The organism is Sphingomonas silueang, from assembly GCF_040049155.1.
Classification (GTDB): Bacteria; Pseudomonadota; Alphaproteobacteria; order Sphingomonadales; family Sphingomonadaceae; genus Sphingomonas; species Sphingomonas silueang.
Map to the genome: position 1 here is coordinate 165,190 of NZ_JBDZDK010000005.1, position 25,921 is coordinate 191,110.

Sequence of the window (25,921 nt, forward strand, 5' to 3'; positions counted from 1 at the left end):
GGTTCCCGGTCGCGCAGACTCGTTACAAATGCTTGTTATATAATTTCAACGGACTTGGCGAGGGGGTGGTTGCGTCCGTCCCGCATCTTTCGTCGGAACCGCCGGGCGCTTCACCCGTATCCCGTTGAAACCGTTAGGAGAGGCAGGTTGGACGAGATCGCGGGCTGGGTCGCCCCTGCCGCCACGATGATCGCGGCGATGATGACCGCCGCCAATCTCGGCGCGCGCGTTACGGGCTGGGGCTTCGTCGTGTTCTCGGTCGGCTCGGTCGCGTGGACGATCGTGGGACTGTCGAGCGGGCAGACCAATCTCGTCCTGTCCAACGGCTTTCTGACGATCGTGAACCTGATCGGCATCTGGCGCTGGCTCGGCCGGCAGGCGACCTACGACAAGGGCAGCCACGCCGCCGCCGACGCGAGTGCCGCGGCGGCGGTGCCGTCGCTCTACGCAGCGGGCGGGGTAATCGGCGCGCGACTGACGGGGCCCGATGGGGAAGGCGTCGGCACCATCGTCGATGCGATGCTTGGCTGCGGTGACAACGCCATCGCCTATGTGGTGGTCAGCACCGGCGGCGTCGGCGGCGTCGGCGAGACGCTCCACGCGCTGGGACCGGAGGAACTTGTGTTTGGGGCGGACGGGGTGCGGACGCAACTCGGCGGCGAAGCGATCCGCGCGAAACGGTCGGTACCGGCGGGCCGCTGGCCGGAACGCCTCTAGGTCCTCCCCGGTACGGGGAGGGGGACCAGCCGAAGGCTGGTGGAGGGGGCTATCCACGCATGCTGACGTTGCATCCGGAGGATACCCCCCTCCACCATTCGCTTCGCGAACGGTCCCCCTCCCCGTGCCGGGGAGGATCGTTTCACTCCACCGGAAACCCCCGCCGCTTGAACAGCGCGGTCACATCCGGGTCGCGCCCGCGGAAGGCGCGGTACGCTTCCTTGCGATCGGTTTCGTTGCCCGTCGACAGCAACGTCTTGCGGAAACGGTCGGCGGTCGCCTTGTCCCAAACGTTGCCCGTCGCCTCGAACGCCGCCCAGGTGTCGGCGTCCATCGTTTCCGACCAGAGGTAGGAATAATAACCCGCCGAATAGGCGTCCGAGGAGAACAGGTGATTGAACTGCGGCAGGCGGTGCCGCATCACCATTTGCCTGGGCATGCCGATCCTCGCCAGCGTATCGCGCTCGAACGCCGCCACGTCGGTCACGGGCGTGTCGCGGTCATGCAACTCCATGTCGACGATCGCCGACGACAGATACTCGACCGTGGCGAACCCCTGGTTGAAGGTCGACGACTTCTCGATCTTGTCGACCAGCGCCTGCGGCATCGGCTGCCCCGTCTGGTAATGCTTCGCATAGCGGTCGAGCACGTCGCGGGTCAGCAGCCAGTTCTCGTTCACCTGGCTCGGATATTCCACGAAGTCGCGCGGCGTGCCGGCAAGCCCCGGATAGGTCACGTCCTGCACCAGCGAATGGATCGCATGGCCGAATTCGTGGAACAGCGTCGTCGCATCGTCGAGGCTGATGAGCGTCGGCTGGCCCGCCGCGCCCTTCACGAAGTTGTTGTTGTTCGACGCCAGCACGTTCGTCTCGCCGCCCAGCTTCTGCTGCCCGCGATAGCGCGTCGCCCATGCGCCCGACCGCTTGCCGCTGCGCGCGAAATTGTCGAGGTAGAACACGCCGACGTTCTTGCCCGAACGCGCATCGGTGACGACGAAGGTTCGGACGTTCTTCTCGAACACCGGGATCTGCCCGGTATTCTCGGTGAACTTCAGGTCGTAGAGCCGCCCCGCCGCATAGAAGGCCGCAGCCACGATATTGTCGAGCTGGAGGTAGGGCTTTACCTCGCTCTCATCGAGGTCGTATTTCGCCTTGCGCACCTTCTCGGCATAGAAGCGATAGTCCCATGGCTCGATGGTGAGCTTCGCGCCGTCCTTGACGGCAAGCGCCTGCATGTCGGCGACTTCCTCGCGCACCCGCGCAACGGCGGCGGGCCAGACGCGCATCATCAGTGCGCGGGCGTTGGCGGGCGTTTCCGCCATCGTATCGTCCATCCGCAGATACGCATGGTTGCGGAAGCCGAGGAGCTTCGCCCGCGCCTGTCGAAGCTTGAGGATGGTGGCGATCGTCGCCTTGGTATCGTTCGCTCCGCCATTGTCGCCGCGCATCACGAACGCGCGCCACACCTTCTCCCGAAGCGCCCGGTCGGTGGCATAGGTCAGCACCGGCGCCACCGACGACCGCGTGTTGACGATCGCCCATTTGCCCGCGAGGCCACGCTCGTCCGCCGCGGCCTTCAACGAGGCGACGAAGCTGTCGGGCAGCCCCGCCAAATGCTTCGCGTCATCGACGACGATCCACGTCTCCTCGTCGGCCAGCACCTTGCGGCTGAATTCGTTGTAGGCGACCGAAAGCTGCTGGTTGATGCCGCTCACCTGCGCCCGCTGCGCATCGGTGAGCAGGCTGCCGCGCCGCACGAAGCTGCGATAGGTGCGCTCGAGCAGCCGCAACTGCTGCGGGTTCAGCTTCTGGGTCGCGCGGCTGTCATATGCCGCCTTCACCCGTGCGAACAGTTTGGGATCGAGGAACAGTTCGTCGTTGAACGCCGACAGCTTCGGCGACCATTCGCGGTCGATCGCCTGCACCTCCCTGGTGGCGAGGTTGCTGGTATAGACGCCCCACATCGCGCCCACCCGGTCCATGGTCTTGCCCGCAAGTTGCAGGGGCACGATCACCGTCTCGAAGGTGGCGGGGCGCTTGTCGTCGCGGATGGCGTGGATGTCGCGGCGCATCTCGGCCATCGCCACCGGAAAGGCGACCGGGAACATCGCGGGCGTCACCTTGTCCCACGGCGGCACCCCTTCATAGGGACCGGGCCATTTCGCGGTCAGCGGCGTCGCATCGACGGAGGCGGCGGTGGTTTGCGCACCCGCCGCCAGCGGCAGCGCGAGCGCGGTGGAGGCCATCAGCAGTCCGAGCGCGATATGCATCAATAAACCCGTTCCCAATATCGAATATCGCTAAATCTATCCGACGGGAGCCGCTTGGCAAGGTCGCGCGTTCACGCGGCAACGAAACGATACGGGGACGCAGCCACCATGCACATCACGACGCTGGCCGAACTGGACCGGGTGCGCGACGAGGCGCGCAGGCTGGTGACGAAGCGGGCGCTGGTGTCGGCGGGCGCGGCGGTGGTGCCGCTGCCGGGCGCGGACCTGCTGGTCGACGCCAACATCCTGACCAGGCTGTTGCCGGAGATCAACGCGCGCTTCGGGCTGAGCGAGAAGCAGGTGCAGGCGCTCGAGCCGGACCGGGCGAAGCAGGTGCTGCTGATCGCCGCGAACCTCGGCAACGGCGTGATCGGGCGGTCGATCACCCGGCGGATCGTCACCGCGCTCGTGCGGCGGGTGGCGGCGCGCTATGCGACGAAATCGGCGCTGCGCTTCGTGCCCTTCGCCGGACAGGCGGCGGCGGCGGGGATCAGCTTCGGCGCGATGAAGCTGGTCGGCAACAGCCATATCGACGATTGTTACGAGACGGTGCGGCGGACGTTGGCAGGCGAGACGAAAGCCGCCTGACGCACCGTCCGACCGTTCGTCCCGAGCGAAGTCGCGGGACGTGCCGCACGCGATGCGCATCGTGTCTCGACTACGCTCGACACGAACGGTCGGGACAAAAAGGACGGGGCAGTCGTTCGACTGCCCCCGCCCCCTTACTTCACCGCCGCGTCGTAGCGCTCGCCGGCCTTGTCCCAGTCGACCACGTCCCACCACGCCTTCAGATAGGCCGGGCGGGCGTTGCGATAGGTGATGTAATAGGCGTGTTCCCACACGTCGTTGCCGAGGATCGGCGTGCCCTTCACCGGGGCCACGTCCATCAGCGGATTGTCCTGGTTCGGCGTCGAGGTGATGGCCAGCTTGCCGTCCGCGCCGACGATCAGCCATGCCCAGCCCGATCCGAACTGGTTGGCGCCCGCCGTGTTGAACTTTTCCTTGAGCGCTTCCAGCTCGCCGAACTGTTCGTCGATCGCCGCTGCCAGCGCGCCCGAGGGCTGCGACCCGCCGCCCTTCATGCTTTCCCAGAAGAAATTGTGGTTCCAGTAGCCGCCGCCGTTGTTGCGCAGCTTGGCCGAACCGCTGCCGATGTTGGCCAGCAGCTCCTCGATCGACTTGCCTTCCAGCGACGCATCCTCCGACACCGCCTCGTTCAGCTTGTCGGTATAGGCCTGGTGGTGCTTGTCGTGGTGGAGCGTCATCGTCTCCTTGTCGATCGTCGGCTCCAGCGCGTCATAGGCATAGGGCAGCGGGGGAAGGGTGAAAGCCATCAAGTCCTCCTGTGGGCACTAACGTCGATCGACCGAACGCCGCGCGCTGGGCTTGGCTCCGGTCGTTACGTCGGGGCAACATCTAGGCGCGCCGGGCCGAGACGCAACCGCCGTCAGCCGCCCTGCCCCAATAATCCGTGGCGTTTCAGCGCATGGCGCAACTGGTCGTAGGTCAGCCCCAGCGTGTCGGCGCAGGTCCGCTGGTTGTAGCGCGCCTCGGCCATCGCCCGGGTCAGCAACTGGCGCTCGAAGCGGTTGACCCGCGTCTTGAAGTCGTCGCCCGGATCGTCGCGCTCGCCGGGATCGACCGGCGCCGCCGCGCCTTCGGCGGGGGCGGCGACCGGTGCGGCGGCGGTGCGCGGGCGATAGGGGGAGGCGAAGGGGTCGATCTCGACCAGATCGATCGGGCCGGGCCGTTCCCAGCGATAGACCGAACGCTCCACCGCGTTGCGCAGCTCGCGGACGTTGCCCGGCCAGCGATGCTCCATCAGCTGGTCGACCGCGTTCGGCCCGAACCCCGGCCAGTCGTCGCGCCCGATCTCCGCCGCCATGCGCCGCCCGAAGAAATCGGCCAGCACCATGATGTCGCCCGGCCGTGCGCGTAAGGGCGGCAGCGTCACCACCTCGAAGCTCAGCCGGTCGAGCAGGTCGGCGCGGAACGTGCCGCGCTCCACCCGGTCGGGCAGATGCTCGTTGGTCGCCGCCACGATGCGGACGTCGACCCGGATCGGGCGCGACGATCCGATCCGCGTCACCTCGCCATATTCGACCGCACGCAGCAGCCGCTCCTGCGCGCCCATCGACAGCGTGCCCAGTTCGTCGAGGAACAGCGTGCCGCCGTCCGCCTCCTCGAACCGGCCGGCGCGCGCCTTGGTCGCGCCGGTGAAGGCGCCCGCCTCATGGCCGAACAGCTCGGCCTCGATCAGCGTCTCGGGCAGCGCGGCGCAGTTCATCACCACCAGCGGCTGGTCCCACCGCCCCGAGAGGCGGTGGAGCCGTTCGGCGACCAGCTCCTTGCCGGTCCCGCGCTCGCCGATCACCAGCACCGGGCGATCGAGCGCGGCGGCGCGGCTGGCGCGTTCCAATGCATCGAGAAACGGGCCGGACTGGCCGACGACCTGGGTTGCACGCTCCATGGCCGCAACCTGTGGCGTAATTTCCCAATAGTTCGCAAGCGGTCATTTGCCGGTCGTCGCCGTCGTAACGAAATCCCTTGGAAAACCGCCGTTTTCTGAATTGGCACGGTCCCTGCAATGTATTGTGCAAGCCCGCTACAGGGCGCAACATTCCAGGTTCAGGGAGAACCCCAATGCGCAACACGTCGAACCTCTCGCTCCCGCAGTCGCTCACCGCCATGGTCGGCGCGGTCGCGGCGAGCCTGTTCGTCCTTGGGCTGACGACCGCTTCCGGTCCGATCGCCCTCACCCTTGCCGCGGCACCGATCGCGTGACGCGGCAGGCCGGGGCGGTTCTGCCCCGTTCCGCTCCGGCCAACAGCTTTCATCAGGAGTAACCGATGGGTATCTTTTCCCGCACCCGCGACATCATCGCCGCCAACGTCACCGACCTGCTCGACAAGGCCGAAGACCCCGCCAAGATGATCCGCATGATCATCCTCGAGATGGAGGAAACGCTGGTCGAGGTTCGCGCCTCCGCCGCGCGCACCATCGCCGACCAGAAGGAAATGCGCCGCCATATCGCGAAGCTGGACAAGCTCCAGGAAAGCTGGACCGAAAAGGCCGAGCTGGCGCTGAGCAAGGACCGCGAGGATCTGGCCAAGGCGGCGCTGGTCGAACGGCAGAAGGCGGTCGACATGGCCGACCAGCTGAACGCCGAGATCGTGGTGCTCGACGACGCGCTGCGCGCCTCGGAAGTCGACATCGCCAAGCTCCAGTCCAAGCTGCGCGAGGCGCGTGCCCGGCAGAGCGCCATCCAGACCCGGATGGAAAGCGCCAACAACCGCACCAAGCTGCGCGAGATGTATGCGGGCAGCAAGACCGCGGAAGCCTTCAGCCGGTTCGACGTGCTGGAACGCCGTGCCGACCTCGCCGAGGGGCGCGCCGAAGCGGCGGGCATGGGCCAGGGGCAGAAGAGCCTGGAAGACGAGATCGCCGAGTTGCGTTCGTCCGACAAGATCGATGCCGAGCTGGCCGCGCTGAAGGCCCGCCTCAACCGGGAGGGCTGAGGCGATGGGCGACTTCCTGACCGCAGCGGTTGCGATCAGCGTGCTGTTCATCGGGCTGCCGTGGCTGATCCTCCACTATATCACCAAGTGGAAACAGTCGCCGACGCTGACCAACGAGGACGAGCGCCTGCTGGACGACATGCACCTCACCGCCCGGCGGCTCGAGGAGCGGCTCCAGACCATCGAGCGGATCATCGCCGCCGACAATCCGGATTTCCGCCCCCTGGCCCCCCGCCGGGAATTTCCGGAAGACAACTTCCGCAACAACAACGACTTTTCACGGAGGAACTGATGTCCGGCCCCCGCACGAAATTCTACATCGACAAGGCCAACGGCAAGCTGTCGGGCGTGTGCGCCGGCATCGCCGACTATACCGGCGTCGAGGTGATGTGGATCCGCATCGGCACGGTGCTGCTGACGCTCGCCGGGGGCTTCCCCTGGACCGTCATCGCCTATTTCATGATCGCCTGGATGGCGGCGAAGAAGCCTTACGGCCTCTATGAAAGCCGCGAGGACGAGAAGTTCTGGCAGGGCGTACGGTCGAACCCGACCCGCACCGCATCGGAAATGCGCTCGACCTTCCGCGACATCGACCGTCGCCTCGCCGATATCGAGATGTACTATACCAGCCGCAACACCCGTCTGGCGGACGAGATCGACAGCCTGCGCTGATCCGGTCCCCGCCGGGGGAACATGTGAGGGAGAGAGACGATGAGTTGGGGTGGACCGGGTTTCGTGCTGGCGATCATCGCCATGGCCATGATCGCGGGCGTGATGAAGGCATCGATCCGCGCGAAGCACGGACGTGACGGGGACGGCGAGCGCAAGCGGCACGACGATCCCGATGCGCAGCGCCAGGCCTGGCTGATGGCGCAGCAGAACGAACAGTTGCAGGCCAAGGTCCTGCGCCTCGAGGAACGCATCGCCGTCCTCGAACGCATCGCGACCGACCCCGCCACCCGCACCGCGCGCGAAATCGACGCGCTGCGCTGAAACCCGGAGGTTTTCGACCATGATGTACACCGACAACATGACCCCGGAGAAGGTGGCGGTGCTGCAGCTGCTGCTGCCCTTCATCGGCACGGTCGTAGCCATCGCCATCGCGGGATGGGTCGTCACGACCTGGCTGCGGATCAAGCACGGCTATCCGCTGCAGGGCGGCTGGGGCCAGAGCGTCTATCCCCGCAACAACGACGAGACGGTCGAGCGGGTGAAGCTGCTGAGCCAGGAAAACGCCCAGCTCAAGGCCGAACTGGGATCGATCAAGGACCGGCTCGCCAATGTCGAGCGGATCGTGACCGACGGCGCCCATTCGCTGGATCGCGAGATCGAGCAGCTGCGCGGCCGCGCGAACTAGGAGGAACCCCGATGAGTCCGCTTCTCATTCCGCTGCTCGGCATTTCGATCCCGGTCATCGCCATTCTCGCCAATCTCGTCTTCAAGCCGTGGCTGGAACACCGCGAGCGCCGCCTGACCCTCGAAGCGAACATGCTCGCCGAAAAGGCCGCGCAATATGCCGCGCAGACCGAACGGCTCGAACAGCGCGTCCGCGTGCTGGAACGCATCATCACCGACCGCGGCGTCGATCTCTCCGACGAGATCGAGCGGCTGCGCGACGCCCCCCTCAACTGATCGCAAGGGAGCATCGTCCCATGACCCCGACCTTCCTCCTCGCCCTCGCCGTCACGTCCCTCGCCGCCGTCGCGATCGTATCGGTCACGGCCCTGTCCGGCTGGCGCGGCTGGCTGGCGCTCCAGCAGCAGCGTCTTGGGGACAAGGCGTTCGCCGCCCCCACCCCCAATGCGGGCACCCGCATCGAGATCGCCGACCTGAAGGAACGCATCCGCAAGCTCGAGGCGATCGCCGCCGGGGTGGAACTCTAGGGGCAAATCCCTATAGCGGCGTCCATGCAGAGCATCGACGACATCCGCGACGAATATGACTTCCTCGACGGCGACGACCGCTATCGCCTGCTGATCGACCTGGGGCGGCAACTGGAGCCGATGCCCGACCCCCTCAAGACCGATGCGACGCTGGTGCGCGGCTGTTCGGCATCGGTCTGGGTCTATCCGCAACAGCAGGACGACGGCACGCTCCATTTCCTCGCGGACAGCAACGCCGCGATCACCAAGGGGATCATCGCGCTGGTGCTCGCCACGGTGCAGGACCGCAGCGCCGCCGACATATTGAACACGGATATCGAAGGGAAGCTCGCCCCGTTCGACCTGCGCAACCAGCTGAGTTCCAACCGGACGCAGGGCATTCCCAACATGATCGCGCTGATCCGCGAAACCGCCGCCCGGCTGGCATGAAGCCGCTGGCGAACCACGGCTTTCCGGCATAGGCTGCACCGACACAGGCCCGGCGATCGACCGGGCGCAGCCGGGGGACGAGCGGATGGCGGCAGGATTACGCTGGGCAGCGACGATCGCCGCCGTTGCCACCCTCCCGCTCGGTGCCGCCGCGCCGCAGCCGCAACAGGACCCCACGGTGTACGACGCCGACATCGTCGTCATCGCGCGCAAGCTGCGCAAGGTCCGCATCAACTATGTCATGCGCGGTTCGTGGGTGCGCAGTTGCACCGCCGAGATTTCGAGCGGCGACGAACGTATCGACCGGATCATGTGCGGCATCCTGCGCGCCTGCGTGAAGGCGGGGCATGCGGAGGTCGATGCGGCCAAGGCCTGTATCGCCGGCCGGATCGATTCGCTCGACGCCGCCGCCGAAGCCGCGTTGCTGGCGAATCCCGGCGCGCGGATCGCCGCCGTGCCGCCGCCCCCGCCCGCCGCCAGGCCGCAGCGCAGCGCTCCGACGGACTCCGACATCGTCGTCACCGCGCAGATCGAACCCGACATCGTCGTGACCGGCGACCGCCCGACGATGCGCGGCGGGCTGTGGCAGTTCAACCGCACCGCGACGATGTCGTTCGGCGGAGGCCCCGTTGCCGGGCGGCTGAACTTCACCCAATGCCTGCCCCCCGGCGCCATTGAGGCGATGCTGCGCCGGGCGAGCGGCGAGGGCATGCTGGCGCCCGCCTCCGCGCGGTGCAGCCGGATGACGATGAAGTTCGGCGACGGGCGGCTGAGCGGTTCGCGCATCTGCACCAGGAGCGGGCTGGACCCCAACAACATCGGCATGACCGAAGCGACGTCGGACCGGCTCGACCTGTCAGGGCGCTACGACGCGCGCAGCCTGTCGCTGACCTATATCGTCGAACAGGACCATGACGGCATCGAACGCGGCGGCGGCGCGGGCTGGAGCGGAGGCAAGCGGCAGGTCGGCTATCGCTGGCTGGTCACGGCGAAGCGGATCGGCGAATGCCCGCTGAAGGAACGGCGCGATCAGGTCGATGCGCTGGAGGCGGTCAGCGCCTTGTTCGCCAAGGAAGGGCTGGATGACCTTTGGGGCAATGCGTCGCAGCGGTAGGTCGGATCGATATTCATAGCCACGTCGTCACCCCGGACTTGTTCCGGGGTGACGAAGGAAATTGTTGAATGCCGATTGGGCCCGGCATCACGCCACGCCGCTGACCCGCTACCGCGCCAGCCCCAGCCGCGCCGCCACCGCGTCGAGATCGTCGCCGGGGCGCACCAGCAGCCAGTCGCCGGGGCGCTCGCCGTCGACCACCACCACCGCCCCCTTCGGACAGACGTCGAGGCACCTGACCTCGACCACGCCCGCCGCCGCCTTCGGCCCGTTCTTCAGCTTCAGATGGCGGCGCAGCGCCTTGGCCAGCGGCTTGCCGCCGTCGCCGAAGCCGCCGTCGAGCTTCCGCGAGCATTTGGCGCAGACCAGCACCGCCTTGCCCCAGCGGGCGCGGACATGGTCCCTCACGCCGGTTTCCAGGTCCGGCGCTCCTCGGCGGTACGCAGCACGTCATATGCGGCCTGGATCGCGTGGAAGCGCTTGGCCGCCTCGGCATCGCCCGGTCGCACGTCGGGGTGGTGGACCTTGGCCAGCTTGCGCCATGCAAGGCGGATCGTGTCGAAATCGGCGTCGGGATCGCATTCGAGGATTTCGAGCGCCTTCATCTCGTCGCGCGAGCGGCTGCCGTCGCCCGATCCGGCCCATGCGTTCGACGCGGAGGCGGCATAGCCGTTGGCGGTGCGCCGCTCGGCCGCCTCGCGGGCGCGCGCTTCCTCCTCGTTCAGCCCCTCGAAGTAATTCCACCCCTTGTTGTATTCGGCGGCATGCGCTTCGCAGAAGTACCAGCGTTCGGGGCTGTTGGGCGATTTGGGCGCGGGCCGGTCCCCCGGCGCGTCGCAGCCGTGGCGGTCGCACAGCCGCACCGGTGCCGCCTCACGCCCGGCGGAATAGCCGCGCCAGCGAGGAAAGCCCCAGTCGTTCGATCGCGTATGCCGTGCCATAGCTGTCCGAAATAAGCCGTGCCGCCGCCCGCGCAAGGCGTCGCACGGGGAAGATGTCAGAGGGTCTGTAAGCCGGGTTCTGTCCACCCGCCCGGGGGCGGGATAGGCGACCATTCCTCTCGGGCGACGCTTGCGCGCCGCCTCCAGCAACCAACCCGGGCAGCGGGCCGGAACATGCCCCGGAGCGCATCGCTGCGCCCCTTGCCGCCCCTATTCGGTCTTGCTCCCGGTGGGGTTTGCCATGCCGCGTCCGTTACCGTCCGCGCGGTGCGCTCTTACCGCACCCTTTCACCGTAACCCGGCCGAAGCCAAAGGCCGTCTGCTCTCTGTGGCACTGTCCCTGAACGCACCGCCGAAGGCGATCCGCCCGCCGGGCGTTACCCGGCACCGTCGTTTCCGTGGAGCCCGGACTTTCCTCGGCGCGCATGACACGCGACGCGGCCGCCCGACCCTCTGACCTGCCCGCCCCTAGCCGAGCGGGCGCCAAGGTTCAATCGTCGCCTTGCGGCCTGGGCAGCAGCAGCGCGAGCAGCAGCATGCGGCATTCGCCGTCGATCACCCCGTCGATCATCTCGGGCCGGAAGCGCCGCTGGAAGGCGACGACCGCCGCCTCCTTGTCCGACACGTCATAGCCGAAGCGCTCCAGCGCCAGCAGGAAGCCCGCATCGCTCCATTCGGGGTCCATCAGCCCCCTGGTCGGGCGCGGCAGCGCGAGGCGCAGCCGGGCGAGCCTGCCCCAGGGGAACAGTTCGCCCGGGTCCTGCTTGCGCGCGGGCGCGATGTCGGAATGGCCGACCACATTGCCGCGGGTGATGCCGTGGCGTTCCTTGACGGCATGGACCAGCGGGATCAGCGCCTCGATCTGCGCATCGGGAAAGGCGCGATAGCCCCATTCGTGGCCCGGGTTCACGATCTCGATCCCCACCGACGCGCTGTTCACATCGGTGATGCCGCGCCAGTGCGATCGCCCGGCGTGCCATGCGCGCTTGTCCTCGGCCACCAGCCGGTGGATGGTGCCGTCCTCCTCGACGACATAATGCGCCGACACCTGCGACGCGGGATCGGTCAGCCGCGCGATCGCCGACGCCGCATCGGCCATGCCGGTATAATGCAGCACCAGCATCGTCACCGGCAGCCGCCGTTCGCCGAAATTGGGCGAAGGCGTTTCGATCATCTGCACGTCCGGCCCTTCCGCCTGTTCACCGTCGCCACCGACTTAGGCCCCGACGCCCGCGAAAGGCAACAGCGCCCGCCCGTCAACGCCGCGCCGGACGATAGAAGCCGCGATAGGTTTCGGACGGCACCAGCGCGTCGCTGTGCCCGATCACCGTCTCGCCCGCGCCCAGTACCAGCAGCCCGTCCGGACGCAGCACGCATGCCAGCCGGTCGAGCACCCGCCGCCGCATCGGCGGGGCGAGGTACATCAGCACGTTGCGGCACAGGATGATGTCGAACCGTCCCGCGGGCGGCAGGTCGGCGATCAGATTCTGCTGCGAATAGAGGATGCGATAGCGCAGTTCGGCCTTGGCCTGCCACTGGTCCTCGACCGGATCGAACCATTGCATCAGCCGCCGGATCGGCAACCCGCGCTGCACCTCGAAATGGGTATAGCGTCCCGCCCGCGCACGGCGCAGCACCGGCGCGGAAACGTCGCTCGCCCGGATTTCGGGGAGCATCGCGCCGAAGTGCTCCGGGCTTTCGCCGAACAGCATCGCCAGCGACAGCGGCTCCTGCCCGCTCGAACATGCCGCGGACCACAGCCGCAGCCGCCGGGCCGGGTTCGCCTGTATCATGTCGGCCGCCGCGCGCGCGACGTGATCGAGCACCGGCCCGTCGCGGAAGAACGACGTCTCGTGATTGAGCAGCGCGTCGACGACCGCATCGGCCAGTTCGCGCTCGTTGCCCTCGACGACCCGCGCGACCAGATCGTCGAGGCTGGCGAAGCCTCCGTCGTGCAGCAGCGGTTGCAGCGCGCTGTCGATGCGCCAGTTGCGCCCCGGATCGAGCTGCTGCCCGGTACGCGCCTCGAGCAGCGCGGTGATCGCGTCGTTCGCCGAGCGTCGCAGCGTCAGGGCGGGACGCGGCATCATGCCGGTCGCCGACCCCGGGTCACGAATGCGCCCAGTTCGCCGGGGGTGCCGATCACCCGCGCGATCCCTGCATCGACGACCGCGCCGGGCATCCCCCAGACCACCGAGCTTCCCTGATCCTGCGCGGCGACGATGCCGCCCGCCGCATGGATATGCATCGCGCCGCGGCATCCGTCGCGCCCCATGCCCGACAGCACGATGCCGAGCGTCCGGCTGCCGAACACCCGTGCGGCCGATTGAAACATGGGATCGACCGAGGGCAGGCAGCCGCTCGGCTGCGGGGTGCGATCGAGGCGGATCGCGGCACCTTCGGTGGTGGCGACCACGCGCAGATGGGCGTCGCCCGGCGCAAGGATGATCCGCCCGCGCCGCACGCGCAGGCTGTCGTCCCCGATATCGACCGGACGGCCCGACATCGACGCCAGTTGTCGCGCGAAATAGTCGGTGAATGCCGCAGGCAGATGTTGCGTCACCAGGATCGGTACGGGATCGTCGATCGGAATCGCCGCAAGCAGCGGTGCCAGCGCATGGATGCCGCCGGTCGATGCGCCGATCGCCACCACGTCGAAGGCGCAGGCACGGGTGCCCGGCTGCCGGCGCAGCGCGACGTCGATCGCATGCTCCAGCCGATCGGCAAACCCGGCGTTCATCGCAGCCGATGCGGGCTTGGCGATCGTCGCCGCCGCCCCGAGCGACAGCGCGTGGAGCGCGGTGGGCGAACCGTCGTCGCACCTGCCCGACAGCACGATGATCGCGGCATCGGGGGCCAGTGCGGCGAGCATCGGCAGTCCCGCCAGCCCGTCGACGCCGGGCAGGTTCAGGTCGAGCAGGATGACGTCCACCCGCTCGCGCGCCAGTACCTGGCCTGCCGCCACCACGCCGCCGACCGCCGCGACGATGCGGTGGTGCGCCATCCCCTCGACGATGCGGGCGATCACCGCGCGCGCCACCACCGAATCGTCGACCAGCATGATGCGTACCGGCGTTTCGACCGTCGCTTCGGTGCGGAGACGAGCGAGCCCCATCGTGCCGCCCGCGGGGTTCAGGAAAGGCCGACGATCTGGAGCTTGCTCTCCAGCGTCTCGCGGTCGAACGGCTTCATGACATATTCGTCCGCCCCCGCCTCGATCGCGGCGCGGATATAGGCCATGCCGTTCTCGGTGGTGCAGAACACCACCTTGGGCCGGTGGCCGCCCTCGCTCTGGCGCAGCGCGCGCAGGAAATCCATGCCGCTCATCACCGGCATGTTCCAGTCGAGCAGGATCACGTCGGGCGACGATTCCGCGCAGATCGCCAGCGCCTCGCGCCCGTCGGCAGCCTCGCGCACGTCATAGGCGAGCGCTTCGAGGATATGCCTGGCAACCTTGCGGATCACCTTCGAATCATCCACCACCAAGCACGTCTTCATCGTCAGCCCCTGCTCCCCCTGTATCGTCCGACCTTGCGCCGGACTTCGTAACCGTCGCGTTAAGCCGCGCTGCGCCGTTCGCCGGTCGCGCGGGCGATCACCGCGGGCAGGTCGATCAGCAATATCGGATGCCCGTCCCGCTCGATCATCGCATCGGCGACCTGCGCCCAGCGCGGATCGAGGACGAGGCCGGGGGTGAGCGGCAGGACCGGAAATTCGGCCACGTCATTCAGCCTGTCGAGCAGGAGCGCGTAATAATGCCCCTCCACCCGCGTGACCACGGCGCGGCGGCGCGGCGGCGCGACGGCGGCGGGGTCCAGCGCGATCCCGGTGTCGATCACCGTCACCACCCGACTGCGCAGCGCCGCCAGTCCGCGCACCGCGCGGAGCGCGCGCGGGACCGGCGTCACCGGCCCGATGTCGACCACCGATTCGACCTGATCGGACCGGATCACCACGTCCTGCCCGTCGATCGTCGCCAGCAGCAGCAGTTCGGCCATGCTCATGCCCCCGTCACGCGGCGCACCGCCCGCAGCACGCCTTCCCGGTCGTAGCGATAGATGCTGCCGTCGCCGGTATCGTCCGCCCGGTCGCGCAGCCGTACCACCGGCACGCCGCCCGCGACCGCCTCGCCCGCCGGGGCGAGGATCAGCGCAGGCGTCGCGTCGCCCTCGATCCGGTCGATGGTGCGATAGCCCGCCTGCTCCAGCATCGGGCGCAGGAAGGTGCCCATCCACCCGCCCGCATCGGTCAGCAGGCAGGTGGGGCGCGCCGCCCGCCCGGCGGCGCCGACCGCGACATGCTGTTCAAACAGCCACAGCGGATCGATCCGTTCCACCTGTTCGCCGTCGAGCATCACCACGCCCGCCACCGGCCCCGCCACCGTCGCCGGGACCATTTCCTCCGGCAGGCCGACGATATCCAGCGCCGCGCGGATCGCATAGGCGACTTCCACGGTACCGTCGGTCAGGCGAAGCAGCTCGACCGGGCACGTCAGGTCGCACGGTCCCATCGCCTCGACCGGCACGATCCGCCCGTCGATCGACAGGCGCAACCGCCCGGCGGTCGTGCGAAGGTTCCCGGGCGCGACCTTCTCGATCCGGTCGATGACGGCCAGGGCCATCACCCGACGCTCCCCGTCGAGATCCTCGAACAGCAGGGCGGGGATAGCCGGATCGGCCTGTTCCTGCGCGTCGTCGGCGGGTTGCAGCCGGTCGCCGAAATGCAGCCCGGCGACCTGCGCCACCCCGGCGCAGTCGAGCAGCAGCATCGGCTGTCCGGTGTCGGGCAGCGTCTGGCCGGTATAGAGGCCGACCGCCATCACCGCCGGCGCGGCGGGCTTCACCACCAGTTCCTCGGTATCGCACAGCTGATCGACCGCCAGCGCATAGTCGCCCGCGCCGATGCCGATCACGACCAGCATCTCCCCGCCCGGTGCCGCGCCACGCTCCACGCCGAGCAGGTCGCACAGGTCGACCACCGGCAACCGCCGGTCGCGCACCGTCGCGACCTGCGCGCCGCCGATCCGGTCGACCCGGATGTTCGCCGCGCGCCGGTTGACGATCTCGCCGATCGACTGGCGGGGAATGGCGAAATGGTGCTCGCCCGCGCGGACGATGATCGTCGAGACGATCGACAGGGTGAGCGGGATCTGGAGCGCGATGCGCAAGCCCCGTCCCGGCATGTTGTCCAGCGCGATGCGGCCGCCGATCTGGTCGACCGCCGCCTTCACCACATCCATGCCGACCCCGCGCCCGGAGATTTCGGTCGCGGTGTCGCGCGACGACAGGCCCGGCGCGAAGACCAGTTCGCACCGTGCGGCGGGCGACAGCGCGCGCAGTTCCGCCTCGCTCCGCTCACCCTGCCGCGCCAGCTTGCGGATCAGCGCGTCGGTATCGATGCCGCGCCCGTCGTCGGCGATCTCCAGCATGATCTGGTTGCCCGACTGGCGCGCGGTGATGTGCAGCCGCCCGGTCTCGCGCTTGCCCGCCGCGCGGCGCTCGGCAGGCGCTTCGATGCCGTGGTCGATCGCGTTGCGCACGATGTGGAGCAGCGGATCGCGCATGACCTCGACCATCTCGCGGTCGAGTTCGACGTCGCTGCCGTCGATCGTCAGCGTCACCGCCTTGCCCAGCGTCGCGGCGGTATCGCGCACCATGCGCGGCAGTGCCGAGAACAGCGTCTCGATCTTCTGCATCCGGGTGCGCATCACCGCGTCGCGCATGTCGGCGACCGAGGCCGACAGCCGCTCGACCGCCGCCTCCAGCGCAGGATCGAGGTCGATGTCGCGCAGCCGCCGGACCAGTTCGTTGCGCACCAGCACCATGTCGGACATGCCGACCATCATCCGGTCGAGCAGATCGATGTTCAGCCGCACGTTGCGCCGTACGCCGCGCGCGGAGGTCCGCGACGGCTCGACCGGCGGCGATACCGGCGGGGAACCGCCCGGTGCCAGCGCCGCGATCAGCCGTTCCTCGCCCTCGTCGCTCAGCGGCGCGCCCGCATCGATCGCTTCGACCAGCGCGCCGATCCGGTCGACGATCGCCAGCACCGCATCGACCAGCGCGCGATCCGGGCGTCGCCGACCGTCGCGGACGTCGGCCAGCACATCCTCCGCCGCATGGCTGAGCCGCGACAGCCGCGGCAGATCGAGGAAGCCGCAGCTTCCCTTCACCGTATGGACGAAGCGGAAGATGGCATCCAGCCGCGCGCGATCGTCCGGCGCGGCTTCCCACGCGACGATCTCTCCCGCGAGCGCCTCCAGCGTCTCGCGGGTCTCGGCGATGAATTCCTGCAACAGATCGTCCATGCGGCTCCGCCCGTTCCTGTACGGCACATGGACCGGGACGGGTTAAGGCCGGGTTAGGACGGGAAGCGCCCGACGGTGCAACCGCATCGTAACATTCGGGTGGTTAGAGCGTGTTCAGGGGGTTCCACGCCATGACGATCCGCATCGACCGCCGCACGCTTCTGGGCAGCTTCGCCGTGGGGGCCGCCGGATGGGGCGTCGCCGCCGCCGCCCGCCCCGCCCCGCGCGGCTGCAACTTCGTGGTGCTGGGCGACTGGGGCCGGGACACGCCCGAACAGCATCATGTCGCCGCCGCCATGGGCCGCACCGCCGGTGCCGCGCAGAGCGATTTCGTGCTGGCGATCGGCGACAATTTCTACAGCGACGGCGTGGCGTCGGTCGACGACCCGCTGTGGAACAGCGTGTTCGAGCAGGTCTATACCCACCCCGCGTTGCAGGTGCCGTGGTACGCGCTGCTCGGCAACCACGACTATCGCGGCAATCCGCAGGCGCAGATCGACTATATGGCGAAGAGCCGCCGCTGGCGCATGCCCGCGCGCTATTACCAGTTGCGCGATCCGGCGCTGGTGCGTGCAGACGTCGATCTGTTCGCGATCGACACGTCGCCGTTCGTCGAACGCTATCGCGCCGATGCGACCAGGCCGATCGGGCGCAACACGCTGTCGCAGGACACGGCGGCGCAACTCGCGTGGCTCGACGGCGCGCTGGCCCAGTCGCGCGCCAAGTGGAAGATCGTGACCGGCCACCATCCGATCCGATCGGGCGGCAGCGGGCACGGCGACCAGCCGGAGATCATCGCGCGCGTGCTCCCCATCCTGAAGCGGCACGGGGTGCAGGCCTATATCGCGGGCCACGACCATGACCTGCAGCACATCCGCCGCGACGGGATCGACATGATCCAGTGCGGCGGCGGCATGGAGGCGCGCCCGGTCGCGCCGGTCGAGGGCACGCGCTTCTGCAAGGCGGCGGCCGGGTTCGGCATGGTGCAGGTGGCGGGCGACCTGCTGTCGTTCGACCTGCGCGACGAGCGGGGGGCCAGCCTGTACAGCGCGTCGGTGCCGGTGCGCGCGGCGGTGGGATGAGGGTTCGTCACACGAAGGCGAAATACCGAACCGTTCGTGCTGAGTAGGGACTGAGCTTGTCGAAGGCCCGTATCGAAGCACACACCGCAACAGTCCTTCGATACGCCGCTTCGACTTCGCTCAGCGGCTACTCAGGACGAACGGTTACGTTCGCCAGACCTGCTCGACTTGCGAGATATTCCGCCAGATCACGCACGTCGCGGATGGGAGGAATGGCGTGTGCGTCCGGTCGCGGCAGGCCGAGTTCTTCGCATCCCGTCGCGGCCACGTCAGCGACTTCGGTTTCATCCACACCAAGAAACCGCCCGAAGTCGTCATCCGGATGCGGCGCGATGTCCGCGCCATAATAGCCCGCGACCAACTCCCGCGTCACTACCGCCACCTCGTCCGGCACCCCGTTGGCGACCAGTTGCGCGTCGAAATCCGCCGCGCTCCACCCGGCACGCTCCGCCTGCGCCGCCTTCAGCCGCCGCCACAGCGACCAGTTGAACGCAGCCATCGCGATCACCACCAGCGCGATGATCGCCGCGGCCTTCTGCGCGCCGGTCATGCGCGGGCTTCGGCGACCCCGCTCTCGTTCCAGCGCAGCGCGGACAGCACCGTATCGACGATCTGCGGCGCGTTGAGGCCCGCCTGGTCGTACTGCTTCGCGGGCGCGTCCTGATCCTGGAAGATGTCGGGCAGGCGCATCGTGCGCAGCTTCAGCCCGGCATCGATCAGCCCCGTATCGCTCGCCAGCGTCAGGACGTGCGCGCCCAGACCGCCGACCGCATTCTCCTCGACCGTCACCGCGACCTCATGGGCGGTCAGCAGCTTGCGGATCAGCGCTTCGTCCAGCGGCTTGGCGAAGCGCAGGTCGGCGACGGTGGTCGACAGCCCCTTGGCCTCCAGCGCATCGGCGGCCTTCAGCGCCTCCTCCAGCCGCGTGCCGAGCGACAGGATCGCGACCTTGTGCCCCTCGCGCACCAGCCGCCCCTTGCCGATCTCCAGCTTCAGCGGAATTTCGGGCAGCGCCACGCCGGTGCCGTTGCCGCGCGGATAGCGCACCGCGATCGGCCCCGCGTCATATTCGGCGGCGGTATAGGTCATATGGACCAGCTCCGCCTCGTCCGCCGCCGCCATCACCACCATGTTGGGCAGCGTGGCGAGATAGGTCACGTCGAAGCTGCCCGCATGGGTCGCGCCGTCGGCACCGACGAGGCCCGCGCGGTCGATCGCGAAGCGCACGGGCAGGTTCTGGATGCACACGTCGTGCACGACCTGGTCGTACGCGCGCTGGAGGAAGGTCGAATAGATCGCGCAGAACGGTCGCATCCCCTGCGCCGCCAGCCCGGCCGCGAACGTCACCGCATGCTGTTCGGCGATGCCCACGTCGAAGAAACGGTCGGGATGCGCCTTGGCGAAGCGATCGAGCCCGGTGCCCGAAGGCATGGCGGCGGTGATCGCGCAGATGCGATGATCGGTGTCGGCCAGCGACGACAGGGTGTGGCCGAACACGTTCTGGTACTGCGGCGGTCCGGCCGGGGCCTTCACCTGCGTGCCGGTGATGACGTCGAACTTCTGGACGCCGTGATACTTGTCCGCCGCAGCCTCGGCGGGCGCATAGCCCTTGCCCTTCTTGGTCACGACATGGACGAGGATTGGCCCCTCCTCCGCATCGCGGACGTTTTCCAGCACCGGGATCAGATGGTCGAGGTTATGCCCGTCGATCGGCCCGACGTAATAGAAGCCCAGTTCCTCGAACAGCGTGCCGCCGGTCGCCATGCCGCGGGCGAATTCGTCGGTCTTGCGCGCGGCGGTGTGCAGCGGGCGCGGCAGGCGGCGGGCGATCTTCTTGAACGCCTCGCGGATGCCGAGGAATTCGCGGCTCGACACGATTCGCGACAGATAGGCCGACAGGCCACCCACCGGCGGCGCGATCGACATGTCGTTGTCGTTCAGGATCACGACCAGCCGGTTGCCCGCCTGTTCGGCGTTGTTCATCGCCTCATAGGCCATGCCCGCCGACATCGCGCCGTCGCCGATCACCGCAATGCCCTTGCCCGGCGTGCCCGCGATCTTGTTCGCCACCGCAAAGCCCAGCGCCGCCGAGATCGAGGTGGACGAGTGCGCTGCGCCGAACGGGTCGTATTCGCTCTCGGACCGCTTGGTGAAGCCCGACAGACCGCCGCCCTGCCGTAGCGTCCGGATGCGGTCGCGCCGCCCGGTCAGGATCTTGTGCGGATAGCATTGATGGCCGACGTCCCACACCAGCCGGTCGGCGGGGGTGTCGAACACATAATGGATCGCGACGGTCAGCTCGACCACGCCGAGCCCCGAACCCAGATGCCCGCCGGTGGTGCCGACCGCGCTGATCGTCTCCTGCCGCAGTTCGTCGGCGAGTTGCCTGAGGTCGCCGGGGGCGAGCTTGCGCAGGTCGGCGGGCGTCTGAACGGTGTCGAGCAGCGGCGTGCTAGGAGTATCGGCCATCGGCGGTCTGTATCCCAGGTCAACCGGACTGTCGATTGGCCGCAGGGTCGCCGCCGGACAAACTATCGTGCAGATTCAGTGCAGGTTCACGCAGCCGGCGATGCGGCACTGCACGCAGCGCAGGTACCGCGCACCTCGATCACCGGGCGCACCGGGGTGAATCCCGCGCCCGACGCCGCCGTCCGCACCGTCCGCGTAATGCTGTCGTCGTCGATATGCGTCGTCTGCCCGCAACGGTCGCACACCAGGAAGATGCAGTCGTGCATGCAGTCGGGATGGGTGTTGGCGATATAGGCGTTCGCGCTCTCCACCCGCCGGGCGAGGTTCGCATTCACGAACAGGTCGAGGATGCGATAGACGCTGTTGGGCGCCACCCGCCGCCCCTGCGCCTTCGATACGGCATCGGCGATGTCATAGGCGGAGGCAGGTTTGTCGAACGAGGCGAGCACGTCGAAGATGCTGGCGCGCATCGCGGTCCATTGCTCGCCCGCGCGGGTCAGCGCGGTTTCGGCGGCCTTGTTCCATGCGGGCCCGTGATGTTCGTGATGCTCGTGCGCCATGCCGCCCGAAATAGGGGCACCGACCGCAGGCGGCAAGCCGATCAGGCGGCGCGACGGTTCAGGTGATGGCCGAACGCCAGCAGCGATACGCCCGCGATCGTCGCCAGCGCTTCGGGCAGGCCGTGCGGCAATGCCAGCGCACCCGCCATGACGGCCAGCCCGATCCCGCCGACCAGCGTCGGCAGGCGGCGACCGTGCCGTAGATAGCCGCTCCCCAGCGCGACGACGCCGATCGCGACGGCGATCGCCAGCCCGACCTCATGGATCGCCGGGTGCAGCAACACGCCGCCGACCGATGCGAGCAGAAGCGTCAGGATCACGGTGGAAACGCAATGCACCGCGCACAGCCCGGACAGCAGCATGCCGATACGGTCGAGACGGCCCTCGACTCCGGCCGGACGGATGGCGGTACTGCGCATCGCGCGGCTATGCCGCATCGGCCGCGAAGTTACAACATATCGTTTCATTGCGGCTGGTAACGAGCGGCGGGAGCTTTGGTTCGTTCGGTTCGACGCACTTGCGGACCGTCACCCCGGACCTGTTCCGGGGCCCACCGTTCGGCAGGCGGTGCGCTTACAGCTTCCGGGGCGGCGCCTGCGGCGAGGTGGTCCCCGGAACAAGTCCGGGGTGACGAAGAAGCAGTAAGATCAATCCAGATTCGGGCGCAGCCAGCGCTCCGCCTGTTCGATGCTCACCCCGCGCCGCGCGGCATAGTCCTCCAGCTGGTCGCGCCCGATGCGCGCCACGCCGAAATAGGCGCTGTCGGGATGGCCGAAGTAGAAGCCCGATACGGCGGCGGTCGGCAGCATCGCGAAGCTGTCGGTGAGCGTGATGCCGGTCGCCTCCTCCGCGCCCAGCATCGCGAACAGGATCGGCTTCTGGCTGTGGTCGGGGCACGCCGGATAGCCGGGCGCGGGGCGGATGCCACGATACTGTTCGCGGATCATCGCCTCGTTGGTCAGCTGCTCGTCGGGCGCATAGCCCCACAGGTCGGTGCGCACATGGTGGTGCAGCCGCTCGGCGAACGCTTCCGCCAGCCGGTCGGCCAGCGCCTTCAGCAGGATATCCTGATAGTCGTCGTTCTCCGCCTTGAACCGCGCGATATGCGGATCGATCCCGTGGATGCCGACCGCGAAGCCGCCCATCCAGTCGCCCGCGGGATCGACGAAATCGGCGAGGCACATGTTCGCCCGCCCCTCGCGCTTCTGCACCTGCTGGCGCAGGAACGGCATGCGGATCGCATGGGTCGCGTGGGTCGTCTGCATCGGCGTGGCGAAGTCGTGCGGCACCCCCGACAGCGGCGAGACGCGGCCCGCCTCGAGCGCGGGTTCGATCTGTTCGGCGGGCACGTCGACGATCACGTCGTCGCCGTGCGCGCGGGCATGCCACAGCGCGGCGACGCCCTTCGCCGTCAGCCACTTCTCGGCGATGATACGGTCGAGCATCGCCTGCGCATCCGCGTAGAGCGAGGTCGCACTCTCGCCGACCACCGCGTCGTTCAGGATCGCCGGGAAGTTGCCCGCCAGTTCCCACGCGCGGAAGAAGGGCGTCCAGTCGATATAGTCGCGCACGTCGGCCAGGTCCCAGTCGTCGAACACATGGCGGCCGGGCCGCGCCGGGGCGGCGGGCTTCTGCGCGAAATCGGCCTTGAAGCCGTTGGCGCGGGCATCGCTGAGCGGGGTCAGCTCGCTCTGCCCCTTGCCCGCACGCGCGATCCGCACCGCCTCGTAATCGGCGGCGACCTGTTCGACATAGGCGTCGCGGCCCGTCTCGCTGACCAGCGTGGTGGCGACGCCGACCGCGCGGCTCGCGTCGAGCACATGGACGATCGGCCCGTCGTACGCAGGCGAGATGCGCAGCGCGGTATGGACCTTGGACGTGGTCGCCCCGCCGATCAGCAGCGGCATGGTCATCCCCGCCCGCTTCATCTCCTCCGCCACCGTCACCATCTCGTCCAGCGACGGGGTGATGAGGCCCGACAGCCCGATCATGTCGGCGTCATTCTCGTTCGCCGCTTCCAATATCCTCGTCCACGGCACCATGACGCCCAGGTCGACCACGTCGAACCCGTTGCATTGCAGGACCACGCCGACGATGTTCTTGCCGATATCATGGACGTCGCCCTTGACGGTCGCCATGATGATCTTGCCCTTGCCCTTGGCACCCGGCTCCTTCGCCGCCTCGATGAAGGGGAGCAGGTGGGCGACCGCCTTCTTCATCACGCGGGCGGACTTCACCACCTGCGGCAGGAACATCTTGCCCGATCCGAACAGGTCGCCGACGACGTTCATCCCGTCCATCAGCGGGCCTTCGATCACCTCGATCGGCCGGGCGAACTGCCGGCGGCATTCTTCGGTATCGTCGACGACATGCGCGTCGATGCCCTTGACCAGCGCATATTCCAGCCGCTTGACCACGGGGAGCGAGCGCCATTCCGCCGCCGCCTTTTCGGCGACCGCATCGGTGCCCTTGTACGTCTCGGCCAGCGCGATCAGCCGGTCGGTCGCACCGGAATCGCGGTTGAGGATCACGTCCTCGCAGGCGGTGCGCAGTTCCGGATCGATCGTGTCGTACACGTCGAGCTGGCCTGCGTTCACGATCCCCATGTCCATCCCCGCCGGGATCGCGTGGTAGAGGAAGATCGAGTGCATCGCGCGGCGCACCGGCTCGTTGCCGCGGAAGCTGAACGACAGGTTCGATAGCCCGCCCGAGATATGGCAGTGCGGGCAGCGCGCCTTGATCTCGCGGCACGCCTCGATGAAGTCGACGCCGTAGTTGTTGTGCTCCTCGATGCCCGTCGCCACCGCGAAGATGTTGGGGTCGAAGATGATGTCCTCGGGCGGGAAGCCGATCCCCGTCAGCAGGTCGTAGGCGCGGGTGCAGATCTCGACCTTGCGCGCCCGGGTATCGGCCTGGCCCACCTCGTCGAACGCCATCACCACGACCGCCGCACCATAGTGCATGCAGATGCGCGCGTGGTGGAGGAACGCTTCCTCCCCCTCCTTCATGCTGATCGAGTTCACGATCGGCTTGCCGGACACGCACTTCAGCCCCGCCTCGATCACGTCCCATTTCGAGCTGTCGACCATCACCGGGATACGGGCGATGTCCGGCTCGGCCTGGATCAGCTTGAGGAAGGTCGTCATCGCGTGATGCGCGTCGAGCAGCCCTTCGTCCATGTTGACGTCGAGCACCTGCGCGCCGCTTTCGACCTGTTGCAGCGCGACCTCGACCGCGGCGGCATAGTCGCCCGCCATCACCAGCTTCTTGAAGCGGGCCGATCCGGTGACGTTGGTGCGCTCACCGATGTTGACGAAATTGGTCGAGGCGTTGGTCATGGAGGTTTCTCAAATCCTCCCCGCTCCGCGGGGAGGGGGACCATGCGACAGCATGGTGGAGGGGGGTCTCCTCGAACGACACGATAGCGATGGCGGAGACCCCCCTCCACCATCCTGCGGATGGTCCCCCTCCCGGTGCCGGGGAGGATCGTTTCGCCCTCTCCCGCTGGCGGGCCTTACGCCGCCATCGTGAACGGTTCCAGCCCGGCGAGGCGGGTACGCACCGGCACCTGCGGCACCTTGCGCGGGGTGACGCCCCGGACCCGCTCCGCCATCGCCCTGATATGCGCGGGCGTGGAGCCGCAGCAGCCGCCGAGGATGTTGACCTGCCCGTGGTCCGCCCAGTCGCCGACCAGACCGGCGGTGGTCGCCGGTGCCTCGTCATAGGCGCCCAGTTCGTTGGGCAGTCCGGCGTTGGGATAGACCATGATGAGCGTGTCGCAGATGTCGGAGAGCGTCTTGACGTGCGGGCGCAGCTGTTCCGCGCCGAACGAGCAGTTCAGCCCGATCGTCACCGGCTTCGCATGGCGGACCGCGTGCCAGAACGCCTCGACGGTATGGCCCGACAGGTTGCGGCCCGACAGGTCGGTCAGCGTCATCGACAGCATGATCGGCAGGTCGCGGCCCAGCGCCTGCCCCGCCTCGATCGCGGCCATCACGCCCGCCTTGGCGTTCAGCGTATCGAACACCGTCTCGATCAGCACGAAATCGATGCCGCCGTGCACCAGCGCGTCGATCTGTTCGCGATAGACGTTCTTCAGATAATCGAAATCGATCTCGCGATAACCCGGATCGTTCACGTCCGGCGACAGCGACAGCGTCTTGTTGGTCGGCCCGATCGCACCCGCCACGAAGCGCGGCCGGCCGTCGCGCGCGGCATAGTCGTCGGCAAGGCGACGCGCGATCTTCGCACTCTCGATGTTGATGTCGGCGACCAGCGATTCCGCACCATAGTCGGCCTGGCTGATGAGGTTCGCGCTGAACGTGTTGGTCGATACGATGTCCGACCCGGCGTCGAGATAGGCGCGGGTGATCGTCTCGGGCACCTCCGGCTTCGTGATCGCCAGAATGTCGTTGTTGCCCTTCTGGTCATGGCCGAGCGTCAGCTGCCCGGCATAGTCCGCCTCGGACAGTTTCCAGTTCTGGATCTCGGTACCGAAGGCGCCGTCGGTGATGAGGACGCGCTTGGCGGCTTCGGCGTTCAGGCGTTCGCGGGCGGTGGTCATGTTATTGTCATCCCTACCCGTTTGCTTCGAGCGAAGATCGAGCCTGTCGAGATCGCAGTCGAGAAGGC

30 protein-coding genes and 1 other RNA gene are annotated in these 25,921 nt (G+C 68.1%); 13 read left to right on the forward strand and 18 right to left on the reverse strand.

The window, feature by feature from the left end:
* Positions 1–147 precede the first annotated feature (147 nt).
* Positions 148–717 carry a PRC-barrel domain containing protein gene (locus tag ABLE43_RS07515; protein WP_348977861.1) on the forward strand — a complete coding sequence of 190 codons (570 nt, stop codon included), beginning with the start codon at positions 148–150 and terminating at the stop codon, positions 715–717.
* A 142-nt stretch (positions 718–859) separates the two neighbouring features.
* Here the strand turns inward: ABLE43_RS07515 and ABLE43_RS07520 are convergent, their stop codons facing one another.
* Complete coding sequence (locus ABLE43_RS07520; protein ID WP_348977862.1) at positions 860–2,986, reverse strand: M3 family metallopeptidase; 2,127 nt, start codon at positions 2,984–2,986, stop codon at positions 860–862.
* Positions 2,987–3,094: 108 nt separating this feature from the next.
* Between ABLE43_RS07520 and ABLE43_RS07525 the strand changes: the two genes are divergently transcribed.
* Positions 3,095–3,574 (forward strand): hypothetical protein, encoded by a 480-nt coding sequence (locus ABLE43_RS07525; protein WP_348977863.1) that lies wholly within the window; start codon positions 3,095–3,097, stop codon positions 3,572–3,574.
* Between the two features lie 134 nt (positions 3,575–3,708).
* On the opposite strand, the gene ABLE43_RS07530 is transcribed toward ABLE43_RS07525, so the two are convergent.
* Both ABLE43_RS07530 and pspF read right to left on the reverse strand, forming a co-directional pair.
* Positions 3,709–4,320, reverse strand: a complete 612-nt coding sequence (locus ABLE43_RS07530) for a superoxide dismutase (protein ID WP_348977864.1) — start codon at positions 4,318–4,320, stop codon at positions 3,709–3,711.
* 113 nt (positions 4,321–4,433) lie between these two features.
* Positions 4,434–5,456 carry a phage shock protein operon transcriptional activator gene (pspF, locus tag ABLE43_RS07535; RefSeq protein ID WP_348977865.1) on the reverse strand — a complete coding sequence of 341 codons (1,023 nt, stop codon included), beginning with the start codon at positions 5,454–5,456 and terminating at the stop codon, positions 4,434–4,436.
* Between the two features lie 173 nt (positions 5,457–5,629).
* Between pspF and ABLE43_RS07540 the strand changes: the two genes are divergently transcribed.
* The 10 genes from ABLE43_RS07540 to ABLE43_RS07585 all read left to right on the forward strand — a co-directional run bounded on the left by ABLE43_RS07540 (position 5,630) and on the right by ABLE43_RS07585 (position 9,930).
* Complete coding sequence (locus ABLE43_RS07540) at positions 5,630–5,770, forward strand: hypothetical protein (RefSeq protein WP_348977866.1); 141 nt, start codon at positions 5,630–5,632, stop codon at positions 5,768–5,770.
* A gap of 65 nt (positions 5,771–5,835) precedes the next feature.
* The gene (gene pspA, locus ABLE43_RS07545; protein ID WP_348977867.1) at positions 5,836–6,504 is read left to right on the forward strand and encodes a phage shock protein PspA; all 669 of its coding nucleotides are present in this window, start codon (positions 5,836–5,838) and stop codon (positions 6,502–6,504) included.
* Positions 6,505–6,508: 4 nt separating this feature from the next.
* Entirely contained in the window at positions 6,509–6,796 is a 288-nt protein-coding gene (gene pspB, locus ABLE43_RS07550) for an envelope stress response membrane protein PspB (protein ID WP_348977868.1), read from the forward strand.
* Complete coding sequence (pspC, locus tag ABLE43_RS07555) at positions 6,796–7,176, forward strand: envelope stress response membrane protein PspC (protein ID WP_348977869.1); 381 nt, start codon at positions 6,796–6,798, stop codon at positions 7,174–7,176. The genes pspB and pspC overlap by 1 nt, the downstream gene beginning before the upstream one ends.
* Before the next feature lie 39 nt (positions 7,177–7,215).
* Positions 7,216–7,497: a hypothetical protein gene (locus ABLE43_RS07560; protein ID WP_348977870.1), complete on the forward strand. Its 282-nt coding sequence runs from the start codon at positions 7,216–7,218 to the stop codon at positions 7,495–7,497.
* 37 nt (positions 7,498–7,534) lie between these two features.
* Positions 7,535–7,861 carry a hypothetical protein gene (locus tag ABLE43_RS07565; RefSeq protein WP_348977922.1) on the forward strand — a complete coding sequence of 109 codons (327 nt, stop codon included), beginning with the start codon at positions 7,535–7,537 and terminating at the stop codon, positions 7,859–7,861.
* Positions 7,862–7,872: 11 nt separating this feature from the next.
* The gene (locus ABLE43_RS07570; RefSeq protein ID WP_348977871.1) at positions 7,873–8,136 is read left to right on the forward strand and encodes a hypothetical protein; all 264 of its coding nucleotides are present in this window, start codon (positions 7,873–7,875) and stop codon (positions 8,134–8,136) included.
* Positions 8,137–8,156: 20 nt separating this feature from the next.
* The gene (locus tag ABLE43_RS07575; RefSeq protein ID WP_348977872.1) at positions 8,157–8,387 is read left to right on the forward strand and encodes a hypothetical protein; all 231 of its coding nucleotides are present in this window, start codon (positions 8,157–8,159) and stop codon (positions 8,385–8,387) included.
* 24 nt (positions 8,388–8,411) lie between these two features.
* Positions 8,412–8,816, forward strand: coding sequence for a SufE family protein (locus ABLE43_RS07580; protein ID WP_348977873.1), 405 nt, complete (start codon positions 8,412–8,414; stop codon positions 8,814–8,816).
* A gap of 85 nt (positions 8,817–8,901) precedes the next feature.
* Entirely contained in the window at positions 8,902–9,930 is a 1,029-nt protein-coding gene (locus ABLE43_RS07585; RefSeq protein WP_348977874.1) for a hypothetical protein, read from the forward strand.
* 108 nt (positions 9,931–10,038) lie between these two features.
* Here ABLE43_RS07585 and ABLE43_RS07590 read toward each other — a convergent pair whose 3' ends face one another.
* The 9 genes from ABLE43_RS07590 to ABLE43_RS07630 all read right to left on the reverse strand — a co-directional run bounded on the left by ABLE43_RS07590 (position 10,039) and on the right by ABLE43_RS07630 (position 17,178).
* On the reverse strand, positions 10,039–10,338 hold the full coding sequence (locus tag ABLE43_RS07590) for a (2Fe-2S) ferredoxin domain-containing protein (protein WP_348977875.1): 300 nt from the start codon (positions 10,336–10,338) through the stop codon (positions 10,039–10,041).
* Positions 10,335–10,871 carry a J domain-containing protein gene (locus ABLE43_RS07595; protein WP_348977876.1) on the reverse strand — a complete coding sequence of 179 codons (537 nt, stop codon included), beginning with the start codon at positions 10,869–10,871 and terminating at the stop codon, positions 10,335–10,337. Before ABLE43_RS07595 ends, ABLE43_RS07590 begins: the two co-directional genes overlap by 4 nt.
* A gap of 52 nt (positions 10,872–10,923) precedes the next feature.
* An RNA gene (gene rnpB, locus ABLE43_RS07600) (RNase P RNA component class A) lies at positions 10,924–11,328 on the reverse strand.
* A gap of 33 nt (positions 11,329–11,361) precedes the next feature.
* Positions 11,362–12,045: an N-acetylmuramoyl-L-alanine amidase gene (locus tag ABLE43_RS07605; protein ID WP_348977923.1), complete on the reverse strand. Its 684-nt coding sequence runs from the start codon at positions 12,043–12,045 to the stop codon at positions 11,362–11,364.
* A gap of 82 nt (positions 12,046–12,127) precedes the next feature.
* On the reverse strand, positions 12,128–12,961 hold the full coding sequence (locus ABLE43_RS07610; protein WP_348977877.1) for a CheR family methyltransferase: 834 nt from the start codon (positions 12,959–12,961) through the stop codon (positions 12,128–12,130).
* Positions 12,958–13,986 (reverse strand): chemotaxis protein CheB, encoded by a 1,029-nt coding sequence (locus ABLE43_RS07615; protein ID WP_348977878.1) that lies wholly within the window; start codon positions 13,984–13,986, stop codon positions 12,958–12,960. The genes ABLE43_RS07610 and ABLE43_RS07615 overlap by 4 nt, the downstream gene beginning before the upstream one ends.
* Positions 13,987–14,003: 17 nt before the next feature.
* Complete coding sequence (locus ABLE43_RS07620; RefSeq protein WP_348977879.1) at positions 14,004–14,369, reverse strand: response regulator; 366 nt, start codon at positions 14,367–14,369, stop codon at positions 14,004–14,006.
* A 59-nt stretch (positions 14,370–14,428) separates the two neighbouring features.
* On the reverse strand, positions 14,429–14,869 hold the full coding sequence (locus tag ABLE43_RS07625; RefSeq protein ID WP_348977880.1) for a chemotaxis protein CheW: 441 nt from the start codon (positions 14,867–14,869) through the stop codon (positions 14,429–14,431).
* 2 nt (positions 14,870–14,871) lie between these two features.
* On the reverse strand, positions 14,872–17,178 hold the full coding sequence (locus tag ABLE43_RS07630; RefSeq protein WP_348977881.1) for a chemotaxis protein CheA: 2,307 nt from the start codon (positions 17,176–17,178) through the stop codon (positions 14,872–14,874).
* A gap of 131 nt (positions 17,179–17,309) precedes the next feature.
* Between ABLE43_RS07630 and ABLE43_RS07635 the strand changes: the two genes are divergently transcribed.
* Positions 17,310–18,260: a purple acid phosphatase family protein gene (locus tag ABLE43_RS07635; protein WP_348977882.1), complete on the forward strand. Its 951-nt coding sequence runs from the start codon at positions 17,310–17,312 to the stop codon at positions 18,258–18,260.
* A 127-nt stretch (positions 18,261–18,387) separates the two neighbouring features.
* Here ABLE43_RS07635 and ABLE43_RS07640 read toward each other — a convergent pair whose 3' ends face one another.
* The 6 genes from ABLE43_RS07640 to ABLE43_RS07665 all read right to left on the reverse strand — a co-directional run bounded on the left by ABLE43_RS07640 (position 18,388) and on the right by ABLE43_RS07665 (position 25,853).
* The gene (locus ABLE43_RS07640; protein ID WP_348977883.1) at positions 18,388–18,810 is read right to left on the reverse strand and encodes a hypothetical protein; all 423 of its coding nucleotides are present in this window, start codon (positions 18,808–18,810) and stop codon (positions 18,388–18,390) included.
* A complete protein-coding gene (gene dxs, locus ABLE43_RS07645) occupies positions 18,807–20,729 on the reverse strand; it encodes a 1-deoxy-D-xylulose-5-phosphate synthase (RefSeq protein WP_348977884.1) in 1,923 nt (640 codons plus the stop codon). The genes ABLE43_RS07640 and dxs overlap by 4 nt, the downstream gene beginning before the upstream one ends.
* Before the next feature lie 86 nt (positions 20,730–20,815).
* A complete protein-coding gene (locus ABLE43_RS07650; protein WP_348977885.1) occupies positions 20,816–21,289 on the reverse strand; it encodes a Fur family transcriptional regulator in 474 nt (157 codons plus the stop codon).
* 41 nt (positions 21,290–21,330) lie between these two features.
* Positions 21,331–21,708 (reverse strand): MerC domain-containing protein, encoded by a 378-nt coding sequence (locus ABLE43_RS07655; RefSeq protein WP_348977886.1) that lies wholly within the window; start codon positions 21,706–21,708, stop codon positions 21,331–21,333.
* A 228-nt stretch (positions 21,709–21,936) separates the two neighbouring features.
* Entirely contained in the window at positions 21,937–24,627 is a 2,691-nt protein-coding gene (gene metH / locus ABLE43_RS07660; protein WP_348977887.1) for a methionine synthase, read from the reverse strand.
* Positions 24,628–24,803: 176 nt separating this feature from the next.
* Positions 24,804–25,853 (reverse strand): homocysteine S-methyltransferase family protein, encoded by a 1,050-nt coding sequence (locus ABLE43_RS07665; RefSeq protein ID WP_348977888.1) that lies wholly within the window; start codon positions 25,851–25,853, stop codon positions 24,804–24,806.
* Between the last annotated feature and the right edge of the window lie 68 nt (positions 25,854–25,921).

What these genes read in the sequence shown, in the direction of transcription:
- ABLE43_RS07520 (WP_348977862.1), bottom strand. Translation starts at nt 2,986, where the DNA reads ATGCATATCGCGCTCGGACTGCTGATGGCCTCCACCGCGCTCGCGCTG.
- ABLE43_RS07525 (WP_348977863.1), top strand. Translation starts at nt 3,095, where the DNA reads ATGCACATCACGACGCTGGCCGAACTGGACCGGGTGCGCGACGAGGCG.
- ABLE43_RS07530 (WP_348977864.1), bottom strand. Translation starts at nt 4,320, where the DNA reads ATGGCTTTCACCCTTCCCCCGCTGCCCTATGCCTATGACGCGCTGGAG.
- pspF (WP_348977865.1), bottom strand. Translation starts at nt 5,456, where the DNA reads ATGGAGCGTGCAACCCAGGTCGTCGGCCAGTCCGGCCCGTTTCTCGAT.
- ABLE43_RS07540 (WP_348977866.1), top strand. Translation starts at nt 5,630, where the DNA reads ATGCGCAACACGTCGAACCTCTCGCTCCCGCAGTCGCTCACCGCCATG.
- pspA (WP_348977867.1), top strand. Translation starts at nt 5,836, where the DNA reads ATGGGTATCTTTTCCCGCACCCGCGACATCATCGCCGCCAACGTCACC.
- pspB (WP_348977868.1), top strand. Translation starts at nt 6,509, where the DNA reads ATGGGCGACTTCCTGACCGCAGCGGTTGCGATCAGCGTGCTGTTCATC.
- pspC (WP_348977869.1), top strand. Translation starts at nt 6,796, where the DNA reads ATGTCCGGCCCCCGCACGAAATTCTACATCGACAAGGCCAACGGCAAG.
- ABLE43_RS07560 (WP_348977870.1), top strand. Translation starts at nt 7,216, where the DNA reads ATGAGTTGGGGTGGACCGGGTTTCGTGCTGGCGATCATCGCCATGGCC.
- ABLE43_RS07565 (WP_348977922.1), top strand. Translation starts at nt 7,535, where the DNA reads ATGACCCCGGAGAAGGTGGCGGTGCTGCAGCTGCTGCTGCCCTTCATC.
- ABLE43_RS07570 (WP_348977871.1), top strand. Translation starts at nt 7,873, where the DNA reads ATGAGTCCGCTTCTCATTCCGCTGCTCGGCATTTCGATCCCGGTCATC.
- ABLE43_RS07575 (WP_348977872.1), top strand. Translation starts at nt 8,157, where the DNA reads ATGACCCCGACCTTCCTCCTCGCCCTCGCCGTCACGTCCCTCGCCGCC.
- ABLE43_RS07580 (WP_348977873.1), top strand. Translation starts at nt 8,412, where the DNA reads ATGCAGAGCATCGACGACATCCGCGACGAATATGACTTCCTCGACGGC.
- ABLE43_RS07585 (WP_348977874.1), top strand. Translation starts at nt 8,902, where the DNA reads ATGGCGGCAGGATTACGCTGGGCAGCGACGATCGCCGCCGTTGCCACC.
- ABLE43_RS07595 (WP_348977876.1), bottom strand. Translation starts at nt 10,871, where the DNA reads ATGGCACGGCATACGCGATCGAACGACTGGGGCTTTCCTCGCTGGCGC.
- ABLE43_RS07605 (WP_348977923.1), bottom strand. Translation starts at nt 12,045, where the DNA reads ATGATCGAAACGCCTTCGCCCAATTTCGGCGAACGGCGGCTGCCGGTG.
- ABLE43_RS07610 (WP_348977877.1), bottom strand. Translation starts at nt 12,961, where the DNA reads ATGATGCCGCGTCCCGCCCTGACGCTGCGACGCTCGGCGAACGACGCG.
- ABLE43_RS07615 (WP_348977878.1), bottom strand. Translation starts at nt 13,986, where the DNA reads ATGGGGCTCGCTCGTCTCCGCACCGAAGCGACGGTCGAAACGCCGGTA.
- ABLE43_RS07620 (WP_348977879.1), bottom strand. Translation starts at nt 14,369, where the DNA reads ATGAAGACGTGCTTGGTGGTGGATGATTCGAAGGTGATCCGCAAGGTT.
- ABLE43_RS07625 (WP_348977880.1), bottom strand. Translation starts at nt 14,869, where the DNA reads ATGGCCGAACTGCTGCTGCTGGCGACGATCGACGGGCAGGACGTGGTG.
- ABLE43_RS07630 (WP_348977881.1), bottom strand. Translation starts at nt 17,178, where the DNA reads ATGGACGATCTGTTGCAGGAATTCATCGCCGAGACCCGCGAGACGCTG.
- ABLE43_RS07635 (WP_348977882.1), top strand. Translation starts at nt 17,310, where the DNA reads ATGACGATCCGCATCGACCGCCGCACGCTTCTGGGCAGCTTCGCCGTG.
- ABLE43_RS07640 (WP_348977883.1), bottom strand. Translation starts at nt 18,810, where the DNA reads ATGACCGGCGCGCAGAAGGCCGCGGCGATCATCGCGCTGGTGGTGATC.
- dxs (WP_348977884.1), bottom strand. Translation starts at nt 20,729, where the DNA reads ATGGCCGATACTCCTAGCACGCCGCTGCTCGACACCGTTCAGACGCCC.
- ABLE43_RS07650 (WP_348977885.1), bottom strand. Translation starts at nt 21,289, where the DNA reads ATGGCGCACGAGCATCACGAACATCACGGGCCCGCATGGAACAAGGCC.
- ABLE43_RS07655 (WP_348977886.1), bottom strand. Translation starts at nt 21,708, where the DNA reads ATGCGCAGTACCGCCATCCGTCCGGCCGGAGTCGAGGGCCGTCTCGAC.
- metH (WP_348977887.1), bottom strand. Translation starts at nt 24,627, where the DNA reads ATGACCAACGCCTCGACCAATTTCGTCAACATCGGTGAGCGCACCAAC.
- ABLE43_RS07665 (WP_348977888.1), bottom strand. Translation starts at nt 25,853, where the DNA reads ATGACCACCGCCCGCGAACGCCTGAACGCCGAAGCCGCCAAGCGCGTC.